This is a genomic window from Scytonema hofmannii PCC 7110 (genome assembly GCF_000346485.2).
Taxonomy (GTDB): Bacteria; Cyanobacteriota; Cyanobacteriia; order Cyanobacteriales; family Nostocaceae; genus Scytonema; species Scytonema hofmannii.
The window spans coordinates 3054717-3078866 of record NZ_KQ976354.1 but is presented as its reverse complement, the minus strand read 5'-3'; the positions used below and the strand labels follow the sequence as shown (position 1 = coordinate 3078866).

The window sequence follows — 24150 nt, the reverse complement described above, 5'->3', positions numbered from 1 at the left end:
CATCCTTCATCGTTTAGATTTTCTGAAAACTTTGGTGAAATTATGGAGGCTGATATGATAAACGGCATGATTTAATAGGCATCATCAATTCAGATTAAAGTTGAGTGGTTGTTAGTTGTTAGTAGTTGGTTGTTAGTTGTTAGTAGATAGTAGTTGGTTGTTAGTAGGAAAATGCTTACCAGTCAAAGTAATTACCACTAACCACTAACCACTAACCACTAACCACTAACTACTAACCACTAACCACTAATCACTAATCACAATTAAAAATAGCCATGTCAGAAAAAGCTAGTACTTATCTTATACTTCCAGAACCATCAGAAGATTTAATAGTCAGCGAACAGCCTTGGTCAATCGAGACCTACGCTGATGGCTTGATGGATGAACTCTTTGCTGAAATCGACAACATTTTGTATGGTCAAGAAACTCTTCAGAGCCAAACGGTTCAGCATGGAGGGCATACACACCGAGTACAAACAATTACAGTACCACAAATTGTCTTTCAAGAGAGACAAAACCAACCGACACAACAACCTATTCCTAAAGTTAGGCATAACCCACTCAGTACTGTAGTCGTGGGTGCTACAGCTACACACCAACCAGTTAATAAACCCAGCCAACAAAAATCCCGTCACCTGCTCAGCATCATGCTGTGGTTGGGAGTTGGTGTAGGTGCTGCGATCGCGAGTTTGGTTTGGATGTTAAACTCTGGGTTAGTCAACCGTTTGGTTTCCACATCCCTTCAGAAAAGTCTATTGCCGCAGCAAGTTCAGCCGAAGTTACCGACAAGAGCACAAGTTGAAGAAGATTTGGTTCGCTATATGCTAGGGGCGCTGTCAGCGATTGAGAGACAGGAAGCAAAGAGCAATCTTAGGTCTACCAAACCAGCGACAATTGCTGCAATTCCATCTAACCAAACAAACATTGCTTATCAACCCCTGGGTGGTAATTTGCCAATACCTGTTACGGCTAATAACACTTACAAAGCCCCCAGTCGCTCAACCACTATTGTCGAGCGAATTTACATTCCGGTGTACCAAGCGCCACAGCCCATGCGCTATGTACCCTCACCTATGCTTGCCAATCTGAGATCCTTGCCACAAGTGCCAGTTGCAACATATCCTAAAAAGACTTTAGGTTATGCTTCTAAACCCGCACCTGTAAAAACAGCCGCAATCAAAACGCACTTAGCTGCCAAGCCCATGACTGTCACGGCTCTTGCAGCTGTACGCAATGACATTAAGCCTGTAGCAATACAAACAAACCCAGTCACCGTACAACAAGTTTCAAAGCCTGCTTTACCTATACTATCTGTCACTCCCTCTAACGTTGCACCATCAAAATTACCCGCAGCTACTGCCCCAATTGCAGAGCAAGAAATCGTAGCAACTGTCTCTGCTCCAAATGCTGCTGTTGGTGCTCATACTTTAGAAGGTTTGATGGAATTAGGCAACAAATCTGCCGCTTTATTTAAAATTAATGGTGTGACTAAACGCATTGAAGTCGGTGAAGCAATCGGTTATAGTGGTTGGACACTTGTGGAAGTTGCCAACGGAGAAGCTGTCATTCGCCGTAACGGTGAAGTTCGCTCGATTTATGCTGGGCAAACATTCTAGTCGTTGTCATGAAACAGAAAAAACACGATCCCCCAAGCATTTTGTGCAGATGTTGGGTTTGGGGGGTCTGATTTTTGGTTTTATTTTAGCACTCCATGTGACCTTTGTAAGTTTTAGTTTATGCTAGGCTAATAAGCGAGTGTCATTTCGGTTGCAATGTTTGTTATTAGAATTTACAGGCTTTGCCCTCTTGATTTTTACAGCCTTGTCTCCGAAATATTGCTCTTTACAACTTGATGATTTTGGAGACAATCATGTCAATTTATGTAGGCAACCTTTCCTACGAAGTTACACCAGATGACTTGAAAGAGGTGTTTGCAGAATATGGAACAGTCAAAGACGTTCAAATTCCTACCGATCGCGAAACCGGTCGGCGGCGCGGCTTTGGATTTGTAGAAATGTCAAGCGAAGCTGAAGAAACAGCAGCGATCGAAGGTCTTGACGGTGCTGAATGGATGGGGCGTGACCTGAAAGTTAATAAAGCAAGACCGCGTGAAGAGAAGAAACCTTTTGGTGGTAACCGGAACAATTTCCGCAGTCGTTATTAACATCTGACCAGTGACCAGTGACCAGTGACCAGTGACCAGATGATTGATGAATAATGAATCAATTTCTTTTTTTCATTAAATATAATAATGGTGGAAGTACGGTATCCGTGACTGGTCATAAAAAATTTTATTATAGATTGGGGCTGAGAGGTCAACTCAATGCCTATTTGGCTCTATTATCTGGCGAATTAAGTAACTCGCCATCACTCAAACCGCGAAGTTAGACAATGGTATAGGAGAACCAATGACTCAAGTCATCCTGGGAGAAACAGAAGGGATCGATTCAGCCCTACGTCGATTTAAGCGACAAGTTTCCAAAGCAGGAATTTTGCCGGATTTACGGAAAAAAAGACACTTTGAAACACCTATCGAAAAGCGGAAACGCAAAGCGGAAGCTTTACGCAATCAACGCCGCCGCCGTAACCGCTATCAGTCTAGTAGTAAAGAAACCTAGAAGGATAAAGTATGAAGGATGAAGTGTGAAGTGGACATCAGAGAAAACTAGAGAGTTTTGTGTCCAATTTTTTTCATCCTTTATCCTTCATCCCAGACAGATAGTTAGCCGAAATCAAGTCTAGACATGATTTTCTCAATCCAAAATCTAAAATCTAAAATCCAAAATGGTGTCACTTTCTCAGCAACCGTAAACCACTTAAGGTAACAATTACAGTAGAACCTTCATGTCCTATCACGCCAATGGGTAAGTTGATGCTTCCCAAAAAGTTGCCAACTAAGAGCAAGGCAATGGACGTAAGAGCGATCGCAATATTCTGTCGAACTATTGCCTGCGCTCTTTTACCCAAACGGATTGCGACTTCAATCTTCTCTAACCTATCTGCCATTAACACAATATCTGCGGTTTCCAAAGCTACATCTGTACCTACTTTCCCCATGGCAATACCTACAGATGCTTGAGCTAAAGCTGGTGCATCGTTGATGCCATCCCCTACCATTGCCACTGTCTGATACTCTTGTTGAAGACGGCGAATAATGTGGAGTTTATCTTCTGGGAGTAATTCTGCATGGATTTGGTCAATTCCAACTGCTCGAGCGACACTGCGTGCAGTCGCTTCGTTGTCACCAGTTAACATGACGATTTGTTCAACTCCTAGCTTTCTCAAACGGGAAATTGCTGTTGCTGCTTCCGATCTGACTTCATCTGCAATTGCGATCGCACCAATAATTTTGGGTTGGGAGGGAGTGGGGGAAACACTCATCGTAGGAACCATTGCTACCCAAACCACTGTTTTCCCTTCTTGCTCTGAAATGCGAGCTAATTCTTGCAATTCATTAGGTAAGTCAGACACATACTGGTGTATAAACTTTTCTTTCCCGACGATCGCTTGAGATTCTAACCCCGCCCCATATAAGGGCTTCAATATCCCCACGATTCCCTTTCCGGGAATAGCTCTCACCTCAGTTGCACGTAACCAATCTAACTCTTTTGCTGCTTGTACAATCGCTTCTCCAATAGGGTGTTCGGAATAGGCTTCTACAGATGCAGCTATTTTTAAGACATCAGCTTCCGAGTATTCACGAGCAGGCATAACCTGAGACACTTGTACTTGTCCCGTTGTAAGCGTACCAGTTTTGTCAAAAGCGATCGCTCTGACTTTACTAATCATTTCTAATTGAGCACCATTTTTAAACAAAATACCTTGTCTTGCTCCATTAGCGATTCCAGAAAGCAAAGTAGGCATAATTGCTGCCATCAATGCACAGGGAGAAGCGACAACGAGAAAAGTCAGAGCACGATAAATGGTAATTTCCCAATTCCAGCCCCAGATAAATGGTGGCAAAATAGCTAGCAACAATCCAGCTATGACAATAAACCTTGCATATCCCCGTTCAAATCCCTCAACAAATTGTTGGGAAGGGGGCGCTGAGTCTTGTGCTTGTTCTACCAAACGAATCACGCGCTGAATCAAACTACTTTCAGGTGGTTGGTGGACTTGGAGTTTCAGCCCACCATAACCGTTGAGTGTACCCGCAAAGACTTCATCTCCCACCGTCTTCTCTATAGGTATCGACTCACCCGTAATAGCTGCTTGATTGAGAGTACTGTAGCCAGAAACTATCAATGCGTCAGTAGGAACAATCTCTCCTGGTTTGACAATAATTTCATCTCCCACCTTTAACTGGTTGATGGAAACCACTTCTTCTTTGCCAAAACGCAAAACAGTTGCTGTATCTTGAGCGAGCTTCATCAAACTTTTAATGCTTCGTTCTGTTCGTCGCATAGCATAGCTTTCTAAAGCACCACTAATGGCAAAGATCAGAATTAAGACGGCTCCATCAATAATTAAGTGATACTCTCTTTGCCATAATCCCAGAGCAGCAGCACCTAATGCTGCCACAATCATCAGTAAATCGACATCAAGTTCCTTTTCTTTAATAAGAGTCGTCAGTCCTTCCTTCGCACTTTCGTAACCACCGATGACATATGCTGCAGGTAGCAGCAACAACGCCCATCCCAAAAAGCCGAGATGCAGGGCGAACCATCCGAAAAATAACAAGACTCCGCAAAGGATTGCAGGTAGGGTATCTGTATGTTTCCTGGTCAGTTCGGTTAAACGCTGGGGGTAAAGCATGAGAGTGAAATCCACATAGACTCTCTCACGCTAAACCTTAACATTAATGTCAATGTCAATCCCAATCTGTGGAATCATAGCATTTTGGATTTTAGATTTTGGATTTTGGATTGAGAAACTCCCTTCGGTGCTGTGAAGATTATTTATGAGCGTAGAGTGAGCAATTCCTCATCTTCACTCTCTGCGCTCTCTGCGCTCTCTGTGTTCTCTTCGGTTCAAAAGTAATTTATTTAACCGCTGAGACGCAGAGGACGCAGAGGGAAGAGATGAGAGGGCATACAATTTAAGTTAGATTTTAACTATCAAAAGCAACGGTACTCTGGAAAGTCTTATAATAAGGAGCAAAAGTACGCAGTCAAGTTAACAACTTGTGTTCTCGACTCAAAACGAAGCCATAGATTTCCAGCAAATTCCGGCTGTACCGACTGAGCCTATTTGGCGCTTCAGTATTGAACAGTATCATCAAATGATTTGTCAGGGCATCCTTACTGAAGATGATCCAGTAGAATTATTGGAAGGATGGCTCATACCCAAAATGCCAAAAAATCCACCACACCGTGTTGCTACGAAGTTGACTCGGAATATTTTGGAGAAACTTGTACCCGATGGATGGTATGTAGATACACAAGAACCGATTACTTTAGATAATAGTGAGCCAGAACCCGATGTTGTTATCGTTCGAGGTGACACTCGCGATTACCTTGACCAACATCTTGGTGCAAAAGATATTGCCTTGGTTGTTGAAGTTTCTGATTCCACACTTGAGCGAGACCGAACTCTCAAAAAACGTATATACGCTCGTGCGAATATTCCTGTTTATTGGATAGTTAACCTTATAGAGCAACAAGTAGAGGTTTACACGGAACCTGTCAACTTGTCGGAAGAACCAACTTATCAGCAGCGCCACGACTACCAAATCACAGAAACGATTCCATTATTTATTGCAGGATGTGAAATTGGTCGTGTTTCCGTGCAAAATTTGCTGCCATAAACTAGATAGCGAGGGATCGATAGAATAAGATAGCACAATATAATAAATATTTCTATTTTGAGGAAATGTTGGGTTTCGTTTTTGAGGAAATGTTGGGTTTCGTTCCTCAACCCAACCTACTGAGAACAAATGACAATACTGATGGAGGATGAAATGTTAAAGAGACTTTACATTAATAATTTTCGTTGCTTGGTAAATTTTGAACTTAATTTTGACTCAATCAATCTATTTTTAGGTGGAAATGGAACGGGTAAATCTACTATTTTTGAAGTCTTACAGAAAATACAAGTATTTGTAAGTGGTGATTTTAAAGTGGAGGAAATTTTCAAATCTCATGACTGTACTCGTTGGCAAAAAATACCTATTCAGCTTTTTGAATTAGAAATTTTGGGAAATGGGGGTAACTATAAATATGAACTGGCTCTTGAATATAAACAGGAAAAGATCCGTATTAAGTATGAACGCTTATGGTATGATAATCAGCCTTTATTAAAGTTTGAGTCGGGCGAAGTTCGACTTTTCCAGGATGATTATTCTGTAGGTTCAGTATATCCGTTCGATTGGTCTCGGTCGATATTATCCTCATTAGTTTTAAGAGATGATAACACGAAGCTAATATGGTTTAAAGAACGTATGGAGCGGTTCATTATTGTCAAAATCATTCCACATTTAATGGTTGATGGTAGCGATCGCGAAGAAACCCGGTTGAGTTTACACATGGAAAATTTTGTTTCCTGGTATCGCTATCTTTCACAAGATCAGGGCAAAATAGCACAAATAATGATTGTTTTAAAAGAAGTTTTAGACGGATTTATTAGTTTTAAATTTGAGAGATTCAGCGAAGAATATAAAATTTTAAAATTACGTTTTTCTCTAGATTCTTATCAGCAAGAATTAATGGATTATCGCTTTGACGAACTGTCCGACGGACAAAAAGTTTTGATTGCTTTATATACTCTCTTATATGGCACTCAATCTGAAGACTATACTTTATGTATAGATGAACCAGAAAACTTTTTAGCGTTGCCAGAAATTCAACCTTGGCTCACCCAACTCTACGACCTGTGTAGCGAACAAAAAATGCAGGCTTTACTCATCTCCCATCATCCTGAATTGATTAATTATCTTTTAGCATCACCGATAGGATATTGGTTTGAGCGTCAAAGTAATGTTCCAGTAAGAGTAAAAAAGATTGGTCAAGAAGTAGCTGCGTCTACAGGACTACCAATTTCAGAACTTATTGCTCGAGGTTGGCTGTATGAGCCAGCGTAGAGTACAAATTGTTCTTTTATGTGAGGACAGACAGCAGGAAGTTTTCACTCGTTACTTATTAAATAACATAGGTTTTTCGACTATAAATATTAGATCTCTGGTTTGCCCGAAAGGTAGTCAGTCTGGAGAACAGTTTGTTAGGGAACGATATTCCACAGAGGTCAAAGCATACCGTAGTAAGTCAAGCTATTTATCAATTGGATTGGTTGTAGTCATTGATGCAGATAACAAAACTGTACAAGAACGTCTTAAGGAACTAGACGATGCTTTGAAAGCAGACTCTCAACAATTACGTCAGCTTAATGAAGCAATATGTATATTGATACCTAAAAGAAATGTTGAAACGTGGATACATTATTTACAGGGAGAAAGTGTTGACGAAGAAGCAGAATATTCAAAATTTTCTGAAGAATCAACTTGCAAACCTTACGTTGAAAACTGGGTAAATCAGTATTATTTAAATTTAGATGAAAAGACACCATTATCACTTCAAGTAGCTCGTGAAGAATTACAAAGAATTATGCAGTTGTTGAGGTAAATATGAAAGCAGCTTGTTTAACTATCAATAGAACTTACTGATGGTAGAGCGATCGCTCTACCATCAGTAAGAGTTCATCGCGGCTCCTCTCGACCAATACCAAGAGAAAGTAACAGGCGTCTAGCATCCTCCAAGTCGAGACCACAGTAATAATATTTTTTATCGCGCAAGTTAGCTAGATAATACCCTGCTCTTCCTCCATTAATGCGAAATAAAGAAATCAATAACTCATAACTTGATATGTTGTATTTCTCTGCATCCTGCATCCCAATGGGAATGTGATTAGGACTGCAAAGTTTTGCTCCTTTAATGAACCACCTACCGTTTTCACATCTAACAATTCGGTAGTAACTGGGATAGATAATTGCACTGTTCATGGCTTTTGTTAAACTGTAAGAGAGTGCGATCGCACTTTCCAATATGTGTATAGCACGGCTATTATAAGTATTATATATACAATACCTTCGCCATTTTTGAAGGGTAAAGTGGTGGTGCTTTAATGATGAAAGCCCGTTTTGCTGTTCCAAGGCAAAAATCATTAGTTTTAAAAAACAGCCTCAGGTTTTCCGGAAGGAATTTTTATTCAATAGCCTGCACGGCAAGACATTGAGATTCTGGCATTTAACCTCAAGAATACACATGGATCGGAAATTTTCGGTGAAAATGGCAAAAGTTTTTGTACCAGGCAAAAATGGCAAAATTGGTCTAGGCTTCTATATTGGCAAAGGTATTGATATAACAATGAATTTTCTGTATTTCAAGCTGTTGTACTTAGGAAAAAGTAAAGTTCTTGATTGAATAAATCTCATATGACAGAGAATAGTAAAGATTTTATGAAGATTCTTTTTACTATGATGCCTAATTCAAGCTTTATTTTGTCTCTAGTAAATTCCGAGGGATGACGTTGTTAAATTCTTACGGATAGCATATAGCTTGATATATACAACAAATTTCAACTTAGTGAGGTACAGAAACACTCCATCTGAGTACATCAAGCACTCTTTAAAGGAAGAGTTGATCTGGGGTGTACTCTATTGAAATGCAACGCGAGGGCTATAACTCGCTACCTTATGTCATGACTTTTCAAAAAAATGGATATCAAAAAACAACGTTTAGATTAGTTTTACATTAAGCATCTACCCAATCAAAAGAACAGTAATTACTTATGGCAGGTTACAAAACTCCACCTGGAACAATTGTCAATACTATTAAAAGCCTTTTAAGAGAGAGGTACAAGCAAGGTTTTCCTATTATTAAAGAAATTATTCAGAATGCTAATGATGGTTCCGCAACCACTTTAGATTTCGGCATTGTGAGGGGACTGACTGACTTAGTTGAACATCCCTTGCTCAAAACGCCTGCTTTATTCTTCCTTAATAACGGTACATTTAGCAAATTAGACCAAGAAGCTATTTCTTGCTTTGGCATTGATGCAAATGCTAAAGATAGAGGAAAGATTGGAAAATTTGGGTTGGGGCAGAAAAGTATTTTTCACTTTTGTGAAGCCTTTTTCTACATTGCTCGTTCTGAGAGTATTCCAGAAGGCTGTAGTGAATTTATTAATCCTTGGGCAACCCCTGAAGGATTAGATGCGAAACGACCGGGATGGAGTGAGTTATCATACCAAGACCGTCAAAATTTAGAAAATTTCTTGATTGAGCAAAAACTGATTAGATCGGAGTGCTTGCATTATTTTCTTTTATGGGTTCCCCTTCGTCAGAGAATGGCAGACGAACGTTGTATTCTTGCTAATTATTATGATGATACAAGGGTAGTGAGGGAAAGCTTTCCTACGGATATGGAAATAAGAATAGGTCAATTACTACCATTACTGCGTTATCTTAAAGATATCAAGTTCTGGATAGAAAATGAGAGCGGTTCTTTACAACAGCAATTCAATATCTGCTTAGATGACAAATACGACTTAGAACGCTTTCTATATCCTACGGAGAGTGAAGAAATTGTACCTGACGATCATGACTTGCAAGGTAAAGTTCGTCTCAGTACAAATACATCGATAATAAATTTTGCAGGCAAAGAAAGTATTTTACCTGCTAATGATTTTGCATCATTACTCAATCAACGCCCAGAGAGAGTATCTCATAATTTCTGGAAGGATTTGGAACAATCTCCTTTTTGGACTAAAAGGTCTTCGATAAATGAAAATGCAGAAGAAGAAAGTAAGCCTGATAAATCAATTCCTCACTGTGCTGTTGTTTTTACTAAACAATCTTTAATTAATAGATGTAAAGCTAGATTAATTTTACAGTGGTCGGTTTTTCTTCCTTTAGCAAGTGATGAAAACACGTCTAGTCCTCAAGAAGCAGAGCAAGAAGCTTACGAGCAAGTTGATTGTGATGGGGATAACGATTTTACTATTTTTCTTCATGGTTATTTCTTTCTTGATTCTGGAAGGAAATATATTGAAGGATTGCAAAATATACGTAATGGTGGAGTTGTTCCAAACACTCCTAGTAATGAAAATGAGATGATAGCTCAATGGAATTACTTACTTGCTACCAAAGGAACTTTAAAGCTTTTCCTACCTTCTCTTCACCACTTCACTAAAACTCATAATCTATCTCATCAAGAGATATCAAATCTTTGCAAAGCTATTTGTAAATCGTATTTTTTCCAAAGTTCAACCTACAAACAAAGTATTTGCAGTTTCGAGCAGTGGGTATTTAGGATAAAAAGCTCCGGTAGTGCATGGGAGTTAATCCCAGCTAATGCAATTGTGCGATCGCTTCCTGGTATTCCACCTAATTGGCAAGCCTTTCCCAAACTACACGAATTATCAGAACAGTCTTATCTAATTCTTGATAAGCAACCTAATTTACTATCCGATGAAATCTCTTACAAGTGGCAAGAACATGAAATATGTGCTGTATTGGCATCTATAACCATACATTTATTTTATGCCGATGTAGATAATTTGAATTACCTTGTTGGCTTTTTAAATCAACCAAAAAATATTGTCAATCAATCTCAAGTACAAACACTTTTAAAAAATCTTGTTCGTGAAGGGTTTTTGAAAATGGAGTTACAAACACTTCGACAAGAACCAATGCTTTCAAGTCTTAAAAAATTAATTGCGCTGATTCGACCTGAACAACGATTAGTTTTGGCTAAAAATCAGGCTAAAGAACAGGCCATACAACAAGTTTTTAGAAAATTATATATACTTGAGCGTAATGAGGATTTGTTATTAATTTACTCATTCTTTGATTCGCCTTTGTCTTCTAGTTGTGGAATTCTTAGTAGTCAACAAACAATATCTATACTTAACTGTCTGAGCGAGCTATTAAGGACAGACTTATCCAGTCAAACAGTTTCTCAAAGCTTTGTAGAGGAAATTCTCGAGCAAATTAGCGATCCAGTACCTATTTTTAATAATCTGCAAAATACTCCGTTATTTTTTGGCTTCAATCTCTGTCAGAGGAAAAGCTATATTTACACGTACTTACAATTGCAAAAATTGCATCAAAAAAATTTACTGTTTAAGGGAACTTGGCAAACAGCAATTGCTAACGCTTTACAAGAAGCATTTCCTAACTGTGAGTTGATTTTTATTAATGAAAAACTTGCGAGAGTCTTAGAGAAACTTCCTTGTATGAATGGTATACCTAAATGTGAATTTAAAAGCTGCTTGCAACTGCTGTCCACAAAACCAAAGCTGGCAATTTCTGAAAATCGAGTTAATCTTTTAAGGGAGTTAATAAATCATGTTTAAGGAACTGCGGTATTTGTTGCATGGGAATAAACAGAAGTATGAGGATATTACAACTCTTTTGTATATCACTTCCTCTGAAAGTACACTGTGGCAGAAAATCGGTGAGCAGGTTCTGCAAAGAAAAGGAGAGGCTTGGCGCTTGCTCCATTCTGTATTAGTTGAGCATATTCCTACAGCTAAACGTCAAAGTTTGGGGATTACTACATTACAGCCCGAACAAGTTGTTGATTTAATTCGAGAATTAAGTCCAGAGTGCGTAGATGGTCATTTACTAGACCCATCCGAACGATATGAGTTATTGCGCTATATCAACCAAAGATCAACTAATGAAGACTTATGGAAGGCATTACAGGTACATGAAGCAACCAACGGGCAGCTAGTTCGCATTGAAGCAGATAAGATGTATTTGGAAAACCAAGACTTTTCCTTTGATGAGCGACTTCAGAATTATGTCGTTTTGATTCGAGAGAACAAGCAAGAACTCAAGCAAGATTGGATTCCACGTTGGACTCCCCAAACAGCGATCGCTACAATTTTAAAGCTCTCAAATCCTCACGAATACTGGGAACTGATTTTAGATGCACTGCAAAGGATGTCACCCCAAGAAAGAGAATCATGGAGGTCAGAGCTACAAATTACAAGTTGGTTACCATGTCAAGGAAGGGGAATCAGTCCACAAGATGTTATAAAACTGCCAGACAATTTAGTGAAACACGAGCAAGCGATCGCCTCTTTAGATGGCGCAAAATATCCTGAAAAGATTCTGCCAAATTCCGTTCGAACTAGTAGCGCATATGCTTGGGTTATCCAGTTATTTACTTATTGGAATGCAGAAACTGTCATTAGAAAGGTATTGGCTCAAGCTGAGAAATCGCTCAAATATTGGAGCCGCTTCTCTATGGTTATTTTGGACGCCATTCAAGATTTAGAAATTCAAAAAGACCTAGAGCTATTGCTCAAGACAGAGAAATGGTTGTTCTTAGAAGAGCGGTGCATCGCACCAGAGCAAGTTATCGAGATACCCAAAGAACTCAAGCAGCATTTAACTGCACTAGTTGATTTAAGCCCTGATGAGTATACAGAATATTCACGGCTTACAGATGAAATTAGAACTCATAAGAGTTTTAAAAAGTTAAGTAAGCTCTTTTGTCGGTGGTATGAGAACGATATCATTTCTTTCATTTTACGACAGCGTCAGCCTCATGAATATCTCCATATTACTCTCGATGCCTTAAATTATCTTTTCAGCAATTTCCGGCATCTCAATACCAACAATGACAGTAGTCTTAGGACAACTGCATGGCTTGCAGACGCACAAGGAAAAGCTGTACATCCTCACAATGTTCTTCACTACCCATCTATAAAAAATGAAATTGAAGAGTTACTGTTAGTAGTGCCTTCTACTTATGTTGCGTCTTCACAGCTAACAACATCAATCCGCAAGCATGAAAGCTGCTGGCAATGGTTGACTCAGGAGTTATTTATAACTCAAGATAAAGCTTTAGCCAGAGTTGGGGAATTGCTCAAACAGGCTCTAGAGTATCAACTAGGAGAATTTGAGCTTGACGAATATCCTATAGATGATATTTTTCAGGTATTTAACAAGCTGGAGATATGTTTTTTACCAGTATGCAATTTGGCTAAAAAAATTAATATAGAAAATTTTAAGAAATATCTGCTGCCAAACTTACTAGGCAAGATTGATGAAGAAAAACTTGTAAAGTTATTTCTAACTCTTGCTTCTACGAGTTCTCAACCAGAGGAAAGTATTCTTAAGGTTTTCAATTGCTATCTTGAATTAGCCGTGCGGTACAATAGGTTTCAACAGATTATAGAAAAAATTCGTCTACTAAACCGTAACCGCCAATGGCAGGCTTCTGCCCAATTGACTTGGGGTAACATGGACAATATCGATCCTGCTTCTGTTTTAGACAGCACGCAAGCAGAAATTATGAGTTCCTATCTGAACTTGTTACCAAAAACCAATTTGGCTGCTTTATCAACTTTAACATCAGCAGTAGAAGAAACAAATTATAGTGTGCTCAAAAAATACTTCTACGATTGGGATCTGCATTGCCCTTCAGAACCAATTGGTGCATTTTTAAGTTTGCTGTATGGTGGTGAAGGTAATGTCAAGCATCTCGCTAGCTGTTACTTGGGTAAACGAGATTTAGGCAATATACGTCAGAGGATATTTGAAGATAAACCAATACCAAATCGAGTTTTTCGCATTCATGTAGGTCAAGCAAGCGATCGCACGAGAAATGTACAATCCTTATTAGGACATACTTTTAAAGTTAGCCTTGCCAACACAAAACGGCCTTCCCATCTTTTCGTTAGCAAACTTGCACCTGACGTTACAGATATAGAACTTATACCAATTCAACCCCAGGAGTTTATTCCATCGGAATTAATCAAGCTGTTGAAAAACTCTACAAGAGTACTTTTGAAAGATGTTTATAGATTAACTCCCTTGTCACTTGATGAGATTTGGGAGGATTTATGTCAGTCAGATCAGCTTGATATTCAAGTAGCAAAAAACCTTTTGCTAGAAAGCGCTCCATCTGTAATGAGGATGTTAGGCGCACACAAGCGGAGTTCTGCAATCAATAGCATTTTAACACATTGGGATAACTTGCGCCGTTTGAGGGCAGAACTGAGACAGCAAAAAAAATCTACAGAGAAGCTCGATGAGCAAATTGAAAATCTTATTTCTAAGCTATCTAATTTACTAGAAAGTGAGTCTTCTGAAAGTGAGCAGTTGCGAGAGCAATTATGGCAGGCTGTGCGAGCAAAGATAAAAGAGCAAGGCTACCGTTTGCAAAGTATTGCCTTTGAGTTATTTCAAAATGCAGATGATGCAGTCATTGAGTGGATGGGAATGACAACGACGAAGAAATTGGAGGAAAAGAGAAAGCAATTTATTGTAGTATGCACTGACAACAAGCTCTTATTTATCCATGTTGGCAGACCGATTGGTTGTTTTCAACATCCAGAGCGCCCTGAAATACAATATCGCGATAAGGGGTTTGATCGCGACTTAGAGAAAATGCTAACTTTCAATATTTCCGACAAAGGAGATGGTGTAACGGGCAAATTTGGGTTGGGCTTTAAAAGCATTTATCTTGCTTGCAAGCAACCTTGCGTGCTTAGTAAGAATTTAGGATTTTCTGTTGCAGGTGGGCTGATACCATCACGGCTTAATCACGAAAAAACAAACGAACTCAGAGAATACTTACAGCATTATATTGAGTTACCCGATGCAACGATTGTAGAATTGGCTCTTGAGCAGAAGAGATATGTCCAAGATATAGTAAAAGATTTTCAAGAGCTTATTAGCATTTTATTAGTTTTTGCAAAAGGAATAAAAACTTGTAGATTTATTAACCAACAGCATCCAGAAGAGCGTTTATCTTGGAATCCATCTCCTGTCTTAAATGTTCCTGGAGTAGAAACCAGTAAGTATCGCAGGGCAAGTGACGATCGAGAATCAATACTGCTATGTTTTAGAATTCCGGGAGAAGACGCTTCGTTGCTTTTGGGTATTTTTGAGCAAAACGGTCGTCTCTATCCCGCGCTTCCTAAAGATACTCCAACTTTTTGGGTAACAGCACCCACACGAGAACAACTTTTCCTTGGTTTTGTATTGAATGCTGACTTAGATATTACTCCAGGGCGAGAAAGCTTGGTGAAGTCATCCACTCGTAACCGTCAGTTAGCACGACGCATAGGGAAGGGTCTAGGGGAAGTTCTTCATAACCTCAGACGCGCTAGTGAAGACAATTGGCAGGCACTGGCAGCAACATTAGGTATTCCAAATACTGACGAGTACGAGTTTTGGAACTTCTTATGGAATACTTTGGCAGTTAGCTGGCAACAGAAAGACCAAAGCGAGGGAATTGACATTATCCGTAATATGTTGACAGGCGATCGCACCATGGGTTATTTGATTACTCGTTGTCAGTCGCTACCTACTGGTTTATACAGTTATCACCGTCAACTCATCTCGCTTGATAATGTTAAATACAGAGTCACAGGCAAACTCTTAGACCAAAGTTGTTTTTTAAAAGTTGCGAACTGGTCTAATTTCCAGCAACAGTATCAGGGTAACCTCATTGCACATGAGAGATGGGAAGAAGTCAAGAAACTGTTAGAAGCAGCTTTTGACGAACGGCGTTATAAAGTTACAGACTTACAGCTACTTGACGTTTTGAAAAACGAAATAGGAATGAATGAACCAAAGGTGACACTATACAAGGCTAGTTATATTGGCGAACTTATTTCAAAAGAATTTTTTAATAGCTTCAATATATCTTCAGAACTCAGTCATCTGCAAAGCTTTTTAGAAACAGTGCGCTTTCTGTCTAAGGCTGGCACTTATCTCACGTCTCAGAAATTGTTGGACAGCCAATCCAATACTCTTGAAGAAAATTTGTTAGTTGGGTTTGCTCCAGACGATCGCATTCTTCACTCTGACTATAACCAGACGGCTCTCAATTTCTTTTATGCTTGTCGATTGAGGAGAGACAGTGTTTCCAAAGATGAAATTGTTATCTGGGTGTTACAGGCACAAACTGATGAACAGCGTCAAGCAGTGTATGTTTATCTTTTACGAGGAGAAAAACGAGAAGAAATAGCACCAATCTTGTATTCTAACCGTGAAGGTTACTGGTTTGGCAGCCATCGACAGATAATAGATATTCTCGAATATATGGTATTAATAGTCATTGAACGAGAAAAAGTTATTGTTTCTCTAGAACCACCCAAAGAGACATCTGGAGAAAATGAAGAAATCGAGGCTTACAATCCTTTCTTTGAAATCCAATCAACTTGCACTCGTAATGATTTTTCTTTAGAGCGAGCGCAACAAGAACAGGAAGCATTTGCGCGTGTGCTTCTAGACGGGCTTAATCGACAATCCTCTTCTTGGAAGGGATATATTTATCACTTTACCCATATTGAGAATGCTGTTTCAATTCTTCAAGGCGAACGCTTGCTAGCAAGGAACAAGTGCAACAATTTTCGAGATTCGGCGGGTGCAAGCTTGATTGCCCATACTAGTAAAGATGTCAAAGATTTTGCACGCTTTTATTTTCGACCCAAAACTCCTACCCAATGGCATAACGAATCACTAGGTAAGCGAAAAGGAAAAATTTATGCTCTGTGTCCCGTACCAATTTTCTTCTGCGTAAATCTCGAACGAGTACTGGAAACACATGGTAGTAAATGTGGTATTAGTAATGGAAACCTTGCTGCTTCAGGATCTCATTATGGAAATAGTGTAAATTTTTTGAAAGAGTCTTTTGATTTTAATCACGTCTACTCTACATTACAGGAGGTTGGTAAAGAGATTTTTTTGAGAGCCTCTCAACAAGAATTTATTATTCATCATTACCTTGACTTTACTAAGCTAAATTTAGAGGACATAAGCCTTATCTGTCGAAACACTCATGATAAGCAGCTTTTACTACATCTTATGGGTAGAAATTCCAAATACGCCCACAGAGTTTTTGAAGAAAAGGATATATTAGATAAAAGTTTATTTTATCATGAAAATCCTTATATAAAAATTACAAATCATGGACAATATTTTGAGGTAGAAATTGAGAAATATGAAAGTTCTGTCAATATGATCGAGGGGGAATTGTATCTTAAATTTACTCAAGAGACCCTGTTAAATCGTGAAATTAGTTCTAAATTCCATGACATCTCTAAAGTTTTGCTAGGGGAATCAACCTCTGTCACAGCTTCCCGTAATATTCAGCTACAATATAAGCCAAACACTCGGATGAGTGTTTATTTTAAAGAATACGGAAAAGATTGGTTAATATACACTAATGAGCCTCAAAATCATTAAGGGAAACTTATTTACCTCCAAGTGCAAAACAGTTGTAAACACTATCAACTGTGTAGGAGTAATGGGAGCAGGTATCGCATTAGAATTTCGTTTGAGATATCCAGAAATGTATGAGAGTTATGTAGAAATTTGCAAGAACAAGCTCATTGATATTGGTAAGCTGTGGCTATATAAATCCGAGCAGAAATGGATTCTTAATTTTCCCACTAAAAAGCATTGGAAACAACCTTCAGAGGTTCTATTTCTTGAATTAGGTTTGCAAAAATTTGTAGACACATATGTGGAAAAGAGAATTACCTCAATCGCTTTTCCACTTCTTGGAACTCAAAATGGAGGGATCCCTGAAGAAAAATCACTAGAAGTTATGAAGAAATATCTTGGACAATGTGACCTGCCCATTGAAATATACATTTACAATCCTGACTCACCCGATAACATCTTTACTGAACTCAAATCTACTTTCTTCTCACTTTCAGAAGAAGAGCTTATAGAGGTAACTGGTTTGGGAAAGGCTTACCTGAAAAAAGTTAAGAAGGTGATGGAAGATGAGCGCATATGCAGCTTATCTAGATTTTTATCAACAAAGGGGATAGGAGTCACTACAGTAGAAAAGACTTTGTTACTTCTAAAAAATAGAAAAATATAGGAATGATTAAATTGATTGAATAAATGCTAGTAAATGTATTGAATAAATTAATCTTAAAAAAAGATGTTTTTCCTCAAGACACCAAGTTATCCACTTAAGTAACACTGTCTCTTTCAAAAATTTTTTGTGAAGCGTGCAATAAGCATGATTTACACGCAATCTGCGTTCATCTGCGGTTCCTAAACTTTTTGATTGGATAAGTAATTGCGCTGTTCATGGCTTTTGTTAAACTAAAAGAGCTTACTGACTTGATTGGTGTAACTGAGTCTACTGTAAGGAACCAAGAAAACAACAGGAATGGTGTTGAATTGCTACCAAGAGTCGCTAAACTTTGCGCCGCTTTGAAATGCACTGCTCAAGAGTTGGTTGATTTTGAAGAAGAGAAAATTTGATATGATTAATTCCACAATATCTAAAACGCTAACCATCAAAGAACTTACAGATGCAGTCGGTGGCGGAATCACCCCTCGGATGGTACGCCATTATCATCAATTAGGATTATTGCCACAACCAAAGCGTTCTTCGAGCAACTATCGTCTTTATACGGATAAAGATATTATTAGACTGCAACGTATTGTGGCACTCAAGCAGCAAGGATTCCAACTCAACCACATCCGTCAAATTTTGGAAGTAGAACCAGAAACGGATGCCACTGCTAGCTTTATGGCGCAACTCCAGCAGCAATATCAGTCAGTGATGCAGCAAATTTCTCAACTGCGGCAAACTGCATCTGCATTAGAAGGGTTATTGGGACGCGATCGCAATTGCCAAATTATGCAAGCTGAGGTTCTAGCGCAATTAAAGTTACTAGAGGTGGAAACAAAGACGGGTTTGTCTGGACTCGAAAAACTTTGGCGTGGATTAGATGCTCAGGTTCACGCTCATCCAGAAGCTTTTCAAGAATCGTTACAACATTTGCTCCCCGATCTGTCCAACCGCTCTGAAATAGAACAAGACTTAATTTCTCAACTTGTCTTAGCTTGTGGAGATATTAGCTTAGCATCATTTGTAAGATTAAATCAACAAGCAATTGCCTCTAGCCGTGAAGCTTTGAAATCTGGCTGTGAAATTGTTGTAGATATCCCAACGGTAGCTGCTGCTTTGGATATGACACGGTTAGCTCATTTGAACTGTCACGTTGAAATACTTATTGATAACCCCCATATTACTTCTGCAACAGAGGCAGAGAAAGAATTTTGGCAACATCAGGAATGGCAAGAAAAATTACTGCAAGTTTCTGACGGTTGCATTATCGTAGTAGGTTATGCCCCTAGCGTACTACTATCTGTTTGTGAAGCGATTCAAAAGCAGAAAATTCACCCTACCTTAGTCATCGGAATGCCGATTGGTTTTAGTCATGCTCCGGCGGCTAAAAGGCAACTGATGCAATTATCTGTGGGTGCGATCGCAATTGAAGGGACATTGGGAGGTGGTTTGTTAGCCGCAACTGCTTTAAATGCCTTGGTTGAGTCACTCATTGAGAAACCCGATTGTCATTGCTATTTAAGTTGTTGATAAGAAAAACTGAACAAAAACGCTAAGAAAAAAAATCCAAAGACAATCAGCACTATAGCTGCACCGGATGGGATATCTAAGTAGTAGCTCATATACATTCCCACAACACTACTGACTGCACCAAATACAGAACCCCAAATCATCATCGCGTGCAGTTCCTTTACTAATAAATAGGCGGTAACTGCTGGACCTACTAACATGGCAATTACCAAAAGCGAACCTACTGTCTGCAAGCTAGCAACTACAGTCAAGGTAATAGCTGTTACCAAGCCAACATAATATATCTTTATTGACATTCCCTGAGCTTGTGCTCCTAATGGATCGAATGTGTAAAACAGCAGTTCTTTGTAGAATAACGCTGTTAATAACAAAATAAAGCCAGTCAAGATTAGGGTTAATATGAGGTCATCGCGGTTAACTCCTAAGATATTGCCAAAAAGAATATTAACTAAGTCAATGCGATTAGCTCCCGGTAAGATACTTATCAATGTCACTCCAACTGCCAAAAATTCAGATAAAATCAGTGCCATTGCAGAATCTAATTTTACTCGTGAATAAGCTTCAATTGCAGCTAGCATAATTGCACTTATCACTCCCGCGATCGCGGCCCCAACTGACAAAGATATCCCTAAAACATAAGCTATTGGCAGCCCTGCAACAACTGAGTGGGAAATTGCGTGTGCCATCATACCCATTTGCTGCACAATCATATAGCTTCCGACAACTGCACAAAGAATGCCCATCAAAATTCCAACAATGATGGCATTTCTCATAAATTCAAATGAAAGGGGTTCAAGTATCAAATTCATAAATGGCTAATTGCTAATGGTTAATGGCTTTTATAGGGTTGTCAATCCAAAATTGTGTCCGTATGCTTTTTGAATATTTACAGGGGTGATAACTTCTTCTCTACAACCCCATGCTACAAGATGCTTATTTAATAACAGGAGTTGGTCATATTGCTTTAAGGTATCTCCTAAGTCGTGATTGATAATTAATAAAGTTTTTTGTTGAGTCTTTAATTCTCTAAAAATATCAAATATAATTTCCTCTGTTTTATAATCTACCCCTGTAAAAGGCTCATCAAATAATAAGATGTCTGCTTGTTGGGCGATCGCTCTTGCTAAAAATACCCGTTGCTGTTGTCCGCCAGACAGTTGTCCTATGGGGCGATCTCGTAAGTTCCAAATGTCCACTCGCTGTAGTGCCATCTTCACAAGTTCTCTCGACTGACGACTGGGACGGCGAAACAAGCCAGTTTGTACTGTTCGCCCCATCATCACCACTTTCTTGACTGTGGTAGGATAATCCCAATCAATGACCGAGCGTTGGGGGATGTAGGCAACTCTTGATAGCTGTTGCTTTAGGGGTTGTCCACAGAACCTCACACTGCCACTGCAAATTGGAATCAGCCCCAACATGGCTTTTATTAAAGTACTTTTACCTGCCCCATTAGGACCGATAATACCAATCGATTGGCTTGGTTCTACAGTAAAGCTAATGCCCTCTAGCGCTAAGTTTCCTCGATAACGCACTGATAAATTATAGACTTTCAGCATACTTTCTAAACTATCGATATCCGCCCCCTCATCTTCTTTTGTTGCGATCGGCATAATTATTTTCGTATTGCTTATCACATATTTAACAGGCACAAAATTAAATTGTTATTAAAATTATACAACGATTATTGTTATCGTGGTACATTTAATCCCAATTGGAAACAAAAATGAGACAAATTGTTGGGTGAAATTAAGTCCAAGCAAGACTTTCTCAATCCAAAATCTAAAATCTAAAATTCAAAATGGTATAACCCTTTAGTCTGAGGCAGAAAATACTGATGTTGGTAATCCTGCAAAATAAGGTGCATTTCTTCTGGGGAGGATTATTGCTAGCGATGATTGTTGGAATCACTGGATGCGAGTCAAAGTCCCAAACTCAAACTGGTGAAAACACCAATGAATTATCTACCACGACAACAGCGTCTCCAGCAACCGCAGTCACAAATACAAAACCAAAAGTTGTTGCGTCCCACAGTGTATTGTGTAACTTAGTGGAGGCAGTTGCCAAAGACAAAGTGAATTTGACTTGTTTGATCGATCCAGACCAAGATCCCCACACCTATGAAGGCAAACCGTCAGATAGACAAGCAATTGAACAGGCGGATTTGGTATTCTATGCTGGTCTAAACTTCGATCCTGCGATCGCAAGCATGGTAGAGGCTACAAAGACATCCGTTCCTAAAATTGCACTTCACGACCAAGCCACGTCCAAGAAACTTACGCTTGTTGAAGACGGCAAAACGGAGACCGATCCCCATGTTTGGCATGATGTGAAGAATACTATCGGTATGGTACAACTCATTGAAACAAATTTGGCGAAAATCGATCCTGGAAATGCCGCAGAGTACAGCAAAAATGCTGATACTTATGAAGCTCGACTCAAAGCACTTGATGCTTGGATTCCCAAACAAATTGCTACTATTCCTCAGTCACAGCGCCGCCTGGTAACAACTCACGATGCTTTGGGTTATTATGCTAATGCCTATGGCTTAACTGTTACCGATACACTCTTAGGAGTCTCCACAGAAGAAGAACCAACAGCTAGCAAAATCAAGTCTTTAACTGAAAGTATTAAAAAGCAAGACGTTCCTGTTGTATTTGCTGAAGTCACTGCTAACGATAAAGTGTTGAAAACAGTTGCTAATGAGGCAAAAGTTAAAATTTCTGAAGAAGAATTGTTGGCTGATGGGTTAGGTAAAAAAGGTACACCGCAAGGTACATATATTGGAATGATGGAACGAAATACTTGTGCGATCGCGAACGGGTTAGGAGGACAATGCACTTCCTTTAACCGCGATCGGTAAATGCTTTGTGCTTCATCTGTAATACCATTTTGGATTTTAGATTTTAGATTTTGGATTGAGAAAGTCATGTCTAGACTTGATTTGGGCCAATTATCTGTCGCATTCTTCAAACTGGTGTAACGATAGAAGCACAGCATTTTTATTTGACACGCACAATACATATTCCTTAAAGTCAAGTCTTGTCTTCCGAATTTAACAGATACGGTTTTGACACAAATTTTTTTATTGTTGAAGTGTTGCAATATTTCGTTACATTAAGTTAATATTCTTAACATAAAAACAAAACAAGGAAAAAAACCATGACATCACGCACTTACATAATAGAAGAAGGCAACCGACTCAACAACTACGCCATTGAACCCAAGATGTATGTAGAGCAAAGCCAAGGCTTCGGCTTCACCGAGTATGCAGAGATGCTCAACGGGCGTTTGGCGATGATTGGTTTTGTCTCCCTCATCCTGCTAGAAGTTTTTACCGGACACGGTTTGATTGGATGGCTTACCAGATTGTAAAGCAATCGACAGCAAACAATTGAAGTGATAACAGCCAACTGTATAAATAAAATTTGGAGCAATTACGATGATAACTGACTTTGATTTTCCCAAAAAGGACTTGGTTGGACCAGTTGTATTTCGACCGGAGTTTAACAATTTTCAGCAAATTGGTGTGAACCAAACCTGGTCATTATTTTTCACTGCAGGTCAGGAAGATAAAGCACTGGGACAAAAGGCAGAATTTGGTAAGTTTTTCACTTACCTGTTGATTGCGTTAGGAGTAGCCGGATCTATCGGGGCTAGTATTTTCACTAACCTTGTATAATCGGCTTTATCTAGTATGATGACCTTGTGTACGCTATTCGCTTTCACGGCTAAACTGAATCCTTAGTCTAGCCGTGAGCGAACTACACGTCACAAATGAATGCCAGCACAATTCACCTGTGCAACATTAACGCAACTTCCTTAGCAAAGTAAGTCAAAATCAAATCGGCACCAGCCCGTTTTATGCTGGTCAAAGTTTCTAAAATTACTTTTTTCTCATCAATCCAACCGTTTTGAGCAGCTGCTTTAATCATTGCATATTCACCGCTAACGTTGTAAGCTGCTACAGGGAGTTGAGTGAAGTTTCGTACTTGACGGATAATATCCAAGTATGCTAAAGCGGGTTTTACCATCACGATATCTGCCCCTTCTGCTATATCCAGTTCTACTTCCTTGATAGCCTCTCTGGCATTTGCTGCGTCCATCTGATATGTCTTCTTGTCTCCAAACTTGGGTGCAGAATCCAAAGCATCTCGAAAAGGACCGTAGTATGCCGAAGCGTATTTTGCAGAGTATGCTAAGATCCTTACGTCAATGTATCCTTCTGCATCTAATGCTTTACGGATTGCACCCACTCTACCGTCCATCATATCGGAGGGTGCAACCATATCTGACCCAGCCTCGGCTTGAGAAAGTGCCATTTTGACCAAGATTTCTACAGTCGGATCGTTGAGAATCATACCGTTTTCATCAACAATGCCGTCATGACCGTGAGTCGTGAAAGGGTCGAGAGCAACATCAGTAATCACTAATATTTTTGGCACAGCTTGTTTAATTGCCTTGACAGTTTGCTGTACCAATCCCTCTGGATTATAGCTTTCACTACCTGTATCATCTTTCTTGACTTCTGGTATCACTGGAAAAAGTGCAACAGCACCGATGCCCAGTTGATAAATTTCTGCTATTTCTCTAAGCAATAGATCTAAAGTGTATCGATAGCATCCCGGCATAGAGGTGATTTCAAATTTTTGGTCTTCACCTTCCATCACAAACATGGGATAGATGAGATCGTCTACAGTCAAGTTGGTTTCTCTTACCATGCGACGCAGAGCTTCAGTACGGCGCAGACGACGAGGACGATAAGTTAACTTGCTTGCATCAGGTGCTGTGTTAGTTGAAGTGGATGTTTCGGAAGTCATAAGGTAATGATAACTAATTTCGT

General features: G+C 39.3%; 19 protein-coding genes. 14 read left to right on the top strand and 5 right to left on the bottom strand.

Going from position 1 to position 24150, the window contains the following annotated elements; all coding sequences use genetic code 11:
* Positions 1 to 275: 275 nt before the first annotated feature.
* The 3 genes from WA1_RS13170 (at position 276) to rpsU (ending at position 2618) form a co-directional block, all read left to right on the top strand.
* On the top strand, positions 276 to 1616 hold the full coding sequence (locus WA1_RS13170) for a hypothetical protein (RefSeq protein WP_017745214.1): 1341 nt from the start codon (positions 276 to 278) through the stop codon (positions 1614 to 1616).
* A 254-nt stretch (positions 1617 to 1870) separates the two neighbouring features.
* Positions 1871 to 2164 carry an RNA recognition motif domain-containing protein gene (locus WA1_RS13165; protein WP_017745213.1) on the top strand — a complete coding sequence of 98 codons (294 nt, stop codon included), beginning with the start codon at positions 1871 to 1873 and terminating at the stop codon, positions 2162 to 2164.
* Positions 2165 to 2408: 244 nt separating this feature from the next.
* Positions 2409 to 2618, top strand: coding sequence for a 30S ribosomal protein S21 (rpsU, locus tag WA1_RS13160; RefSeq protein ID WP_017745212.1), 210 nt, complete (start codon positions 2409 to 2411; stop codon positions 2616 to 2618).
* A gap of 172 nt (positions 2619 to 2790) precedes the next feature.
* On the opposite strand, the gene WA1_RS13155 is transcribed toward rpsU, so the two are convergent.
* Positions 2791 to 4755, bottom strand: a complete 1965-nt coding sequence (locus tag WA1_RS13155) for a heavy metal translocating P-type ATPase (RefSeq protein WP_017745211.1) — start codon at positions 4753 to 4755, stop codon at positions 2791 to 2793.
* Positions 4756 to 5125: 370 nt separating this feature from the next.
* Here WA1_RS13155 and WA1_RS13150 point away from each other — a divergent pair, with 370 nt between their 5' ends.
* The 3 genes from WA1_RS13150 to WA1_RS13140 all read left to right on the top strand — a co-directional run bounded on the left by WA1_RS13150 (position 5126) and on the right by WA1_RS13140 (position 7556).
* Positions 5126 to 5746: a Uma2 family endonuclease gene (locus WA1_RS13150; RefSeq protein WP_017745210.1), complete on the top strand. Its 621-nt coding sequence runs from the start codon at positions 5126 to 5128 to the stop codon at positions 5744 to 5746.
* A gap of 129 nt (positions 5747 to 5875) precedes the next feature.
* Complete coding sequence (locus WA1_RS13145) at positions 5876 to 7018, top strand: AAA family ATPase (protein ID WP_336389803.1); 1143 nt, start codon at positions 5876 to 5878, stop codon at positions 7016 to 7018.
* Positions 7005 to 7556 (top strand): hypothetical protein, encoded by a 552-nt coding sequence (locus WA1_RS13140; protein WP_017745208.1) that lies wholly within the window; start codon positions 7005 to 7007, stop codon positions 7554 to 7556. The genes WA1_RS13145 and WA1_RS13140 overlap by 14 nt, the downstream gene beginning before the upstream one ends.
* 74 nt (positions 7557 to 7630) lie before the next feature.
* On the opposite strand, the gene WA1_RS13135 is transcribed toward WA1_RS13140, so the two are convergent.
* Entirely contained in the window at positions 7631 to 8095 is a 465-nt protein-coding gene (locus WA1_RS13135; RefSeq protein ID WP_148662676.1) for a hypothetical protein, read from the bottom strand.
* Positions 8096 to 8721: 626 nt separating this feature from the next.
* Between WA1_RS13135 and WA1_RS13130 the strand changes: the two genes are divergently transcribed.
* The 5 genes from WA1_RS13130 (at position 8722) to WA1_RS13115 (ending at position 19307) form a co-directional block, all read left to right on the top strand.
* On the top strand, positions 8722 to 11289 hold the full coding sequence (locus tag WA1_RS13130) for a sacsin N-terminal ATP-binding-like domain-containing protein (protein ID WP_017745205.1): 2568 nt from the start codon (positions 8722 to 8724) through the stop codon (positions 11287 to 11289).
* Positions 11282 to 17146 (top strand): DarT ssDNA thymidine ADP-ribosyltransferase family protein, encoded by a 5865-nt coding sequence (locus WA1_RS13125; protein WP_017745204.1) that lies wholly within the window; start codon positions 11282 to 11284, stop codon positions 17144 to 17146. The genes WA1_RS13130 and WA1_RS13125 overlap by 8 nt, the downstream gene beginning before the upstream one ends.
* Positions 17127 to 17792, top strand: a complete 666-nt coding sequence (locus WA1_RS13120) for a macro domain-containing protein (protein WP_017745203.1) — start codon at positions 17127 to 17129, stop codon at positions 17790 to 17792. Before WA1_RS13125 ends, WA1_RS13120 begins: the two co-directional genes overlap by 20 nt.
* Before the next feature lie 215 nt (positions 17793 to 18007).
* Complete coding sequence (locus WA1_RS52715; RefSeq protein ID WP_017745202.1) at positions 18008 to 18184, top strand: helix-turn-helix domain-containing protein; 177 nt, start codon at positions 18008 to 18010, stop codon at positions 18182 to 18184.
* 1 nt (position 18185) lies between these two features.
* The gene (locus tag WA1_RS13115) at positions 18186 to 19307 is read left to right on the top strand and encodes a precorrin-8X methylmutase (RefSeq protein ID WP_017745201.1); all 1122 of its coding nucleotides are present in this window, start codon (positions 18186 to 18188) and stop codon (positions 19305 to 19307) included.
* On the opposite strand, the gene WA1_RS13110 is transcribed toward WA1_RS13115, so the two are convergent.
* Together WA1_RS13110 and WA1_RS13105 are read right to left on the bottom strand one after the other, a co-directional pair.
* Positions 19292 to 20116, bottom strand: a complete 825-nt coding sequence (locus WA1_RS13110; RefSeq protein WP_017745200.1) for a metal ABC transporter permease — start codon at positions 20114 to 20116, stop codon at positions 19292 to 19294. The two genes, WA1_RS13115 and WA1_RS13110, sit on opposite strands and share 16 nt — an antisense overlap.
* 30 nt (positions 20117 to 20146) lie before the next feature.
* Positions 20147 to 20920 carry a metal ABC transporter ATP-binding protein gene (locus tag WA1_RS13105; RefSeq protein WP_017745199.1) on the bottom strand — a complete coding sequence of 258 codons (774 nt, stop codon included), beginning with the start codon at positions 20918 to 20920 and terminating at the stop codon, positions 20147 to 20149.
* A 224-nt stretch (positions 20921 to 21144) separates the two neighbouring features.
* Between WA1_RS13105 and WA1_RS13100 the strand changes: the two genes are divergently transcribed.
* The 3 genes from WA1_RS13100 to WA1_RS13090 all read left to right on the top strand — a co-directional run bounded on the left by WA1_RS13100 (position 21145) and on the right by WA1_RS13090 (position 22989).
* Positions 21145 to 22170: a metal ABC transporter solute-binding protein, Zn/Mn family gene (locus tag WA1_RS13100; RefSeq protein ID WP_017745198.1), complete on the top strand. Its 1026-nt coding sequence runs from the start codon at positions 21145 to 21147 to the stop codon at positions 22168 to 22170.
* Positions 22171 to 22469: 299 nt separating this feature from the next.
* Positions 22470 to 22682, top strand: coding sequence for a chlorophyll a/b-binding protein (locus tag WA1_RS13095; protein ID WP_017745197.1), 213 nt, complete (start codon positions 22470 to 22472; stop codon positions 22680 to 22682).
* A gap of 67 nt (positions 22683 to 22749) precedes the next feature.
* Positions 22750 to 22989 (top strand): hypothetical protein, encoded by a 240-nt coding sequence (locus WA1_RS13090; protein WP_017745196.1) that lies wholly within the window; start codon positions 22750 to 22752, stop codon positions 22987 to 22989.
* A 112-nt stretch (positions 22990 to 23101) separates the two neighbouring features.
* On the opposite strand, the gene hemB is transcribed toward WA1_RS13090, so the two are convergent.
* Positions 23102 to 24127 carry a porphobilinogen synthase gene (gene hemB, locus WA1_RS13085; protein WP_017745195.1) on the bottom strand — a complete coding sequence of 342 codons (1026 nt, stop codon included), beginning with the start codon at positions 24125 to 24127 and terminating at the stop codon, positions 23102 to 23104.
* Positions 24128 to 24150: the final 23 nt, after the last annotated feature.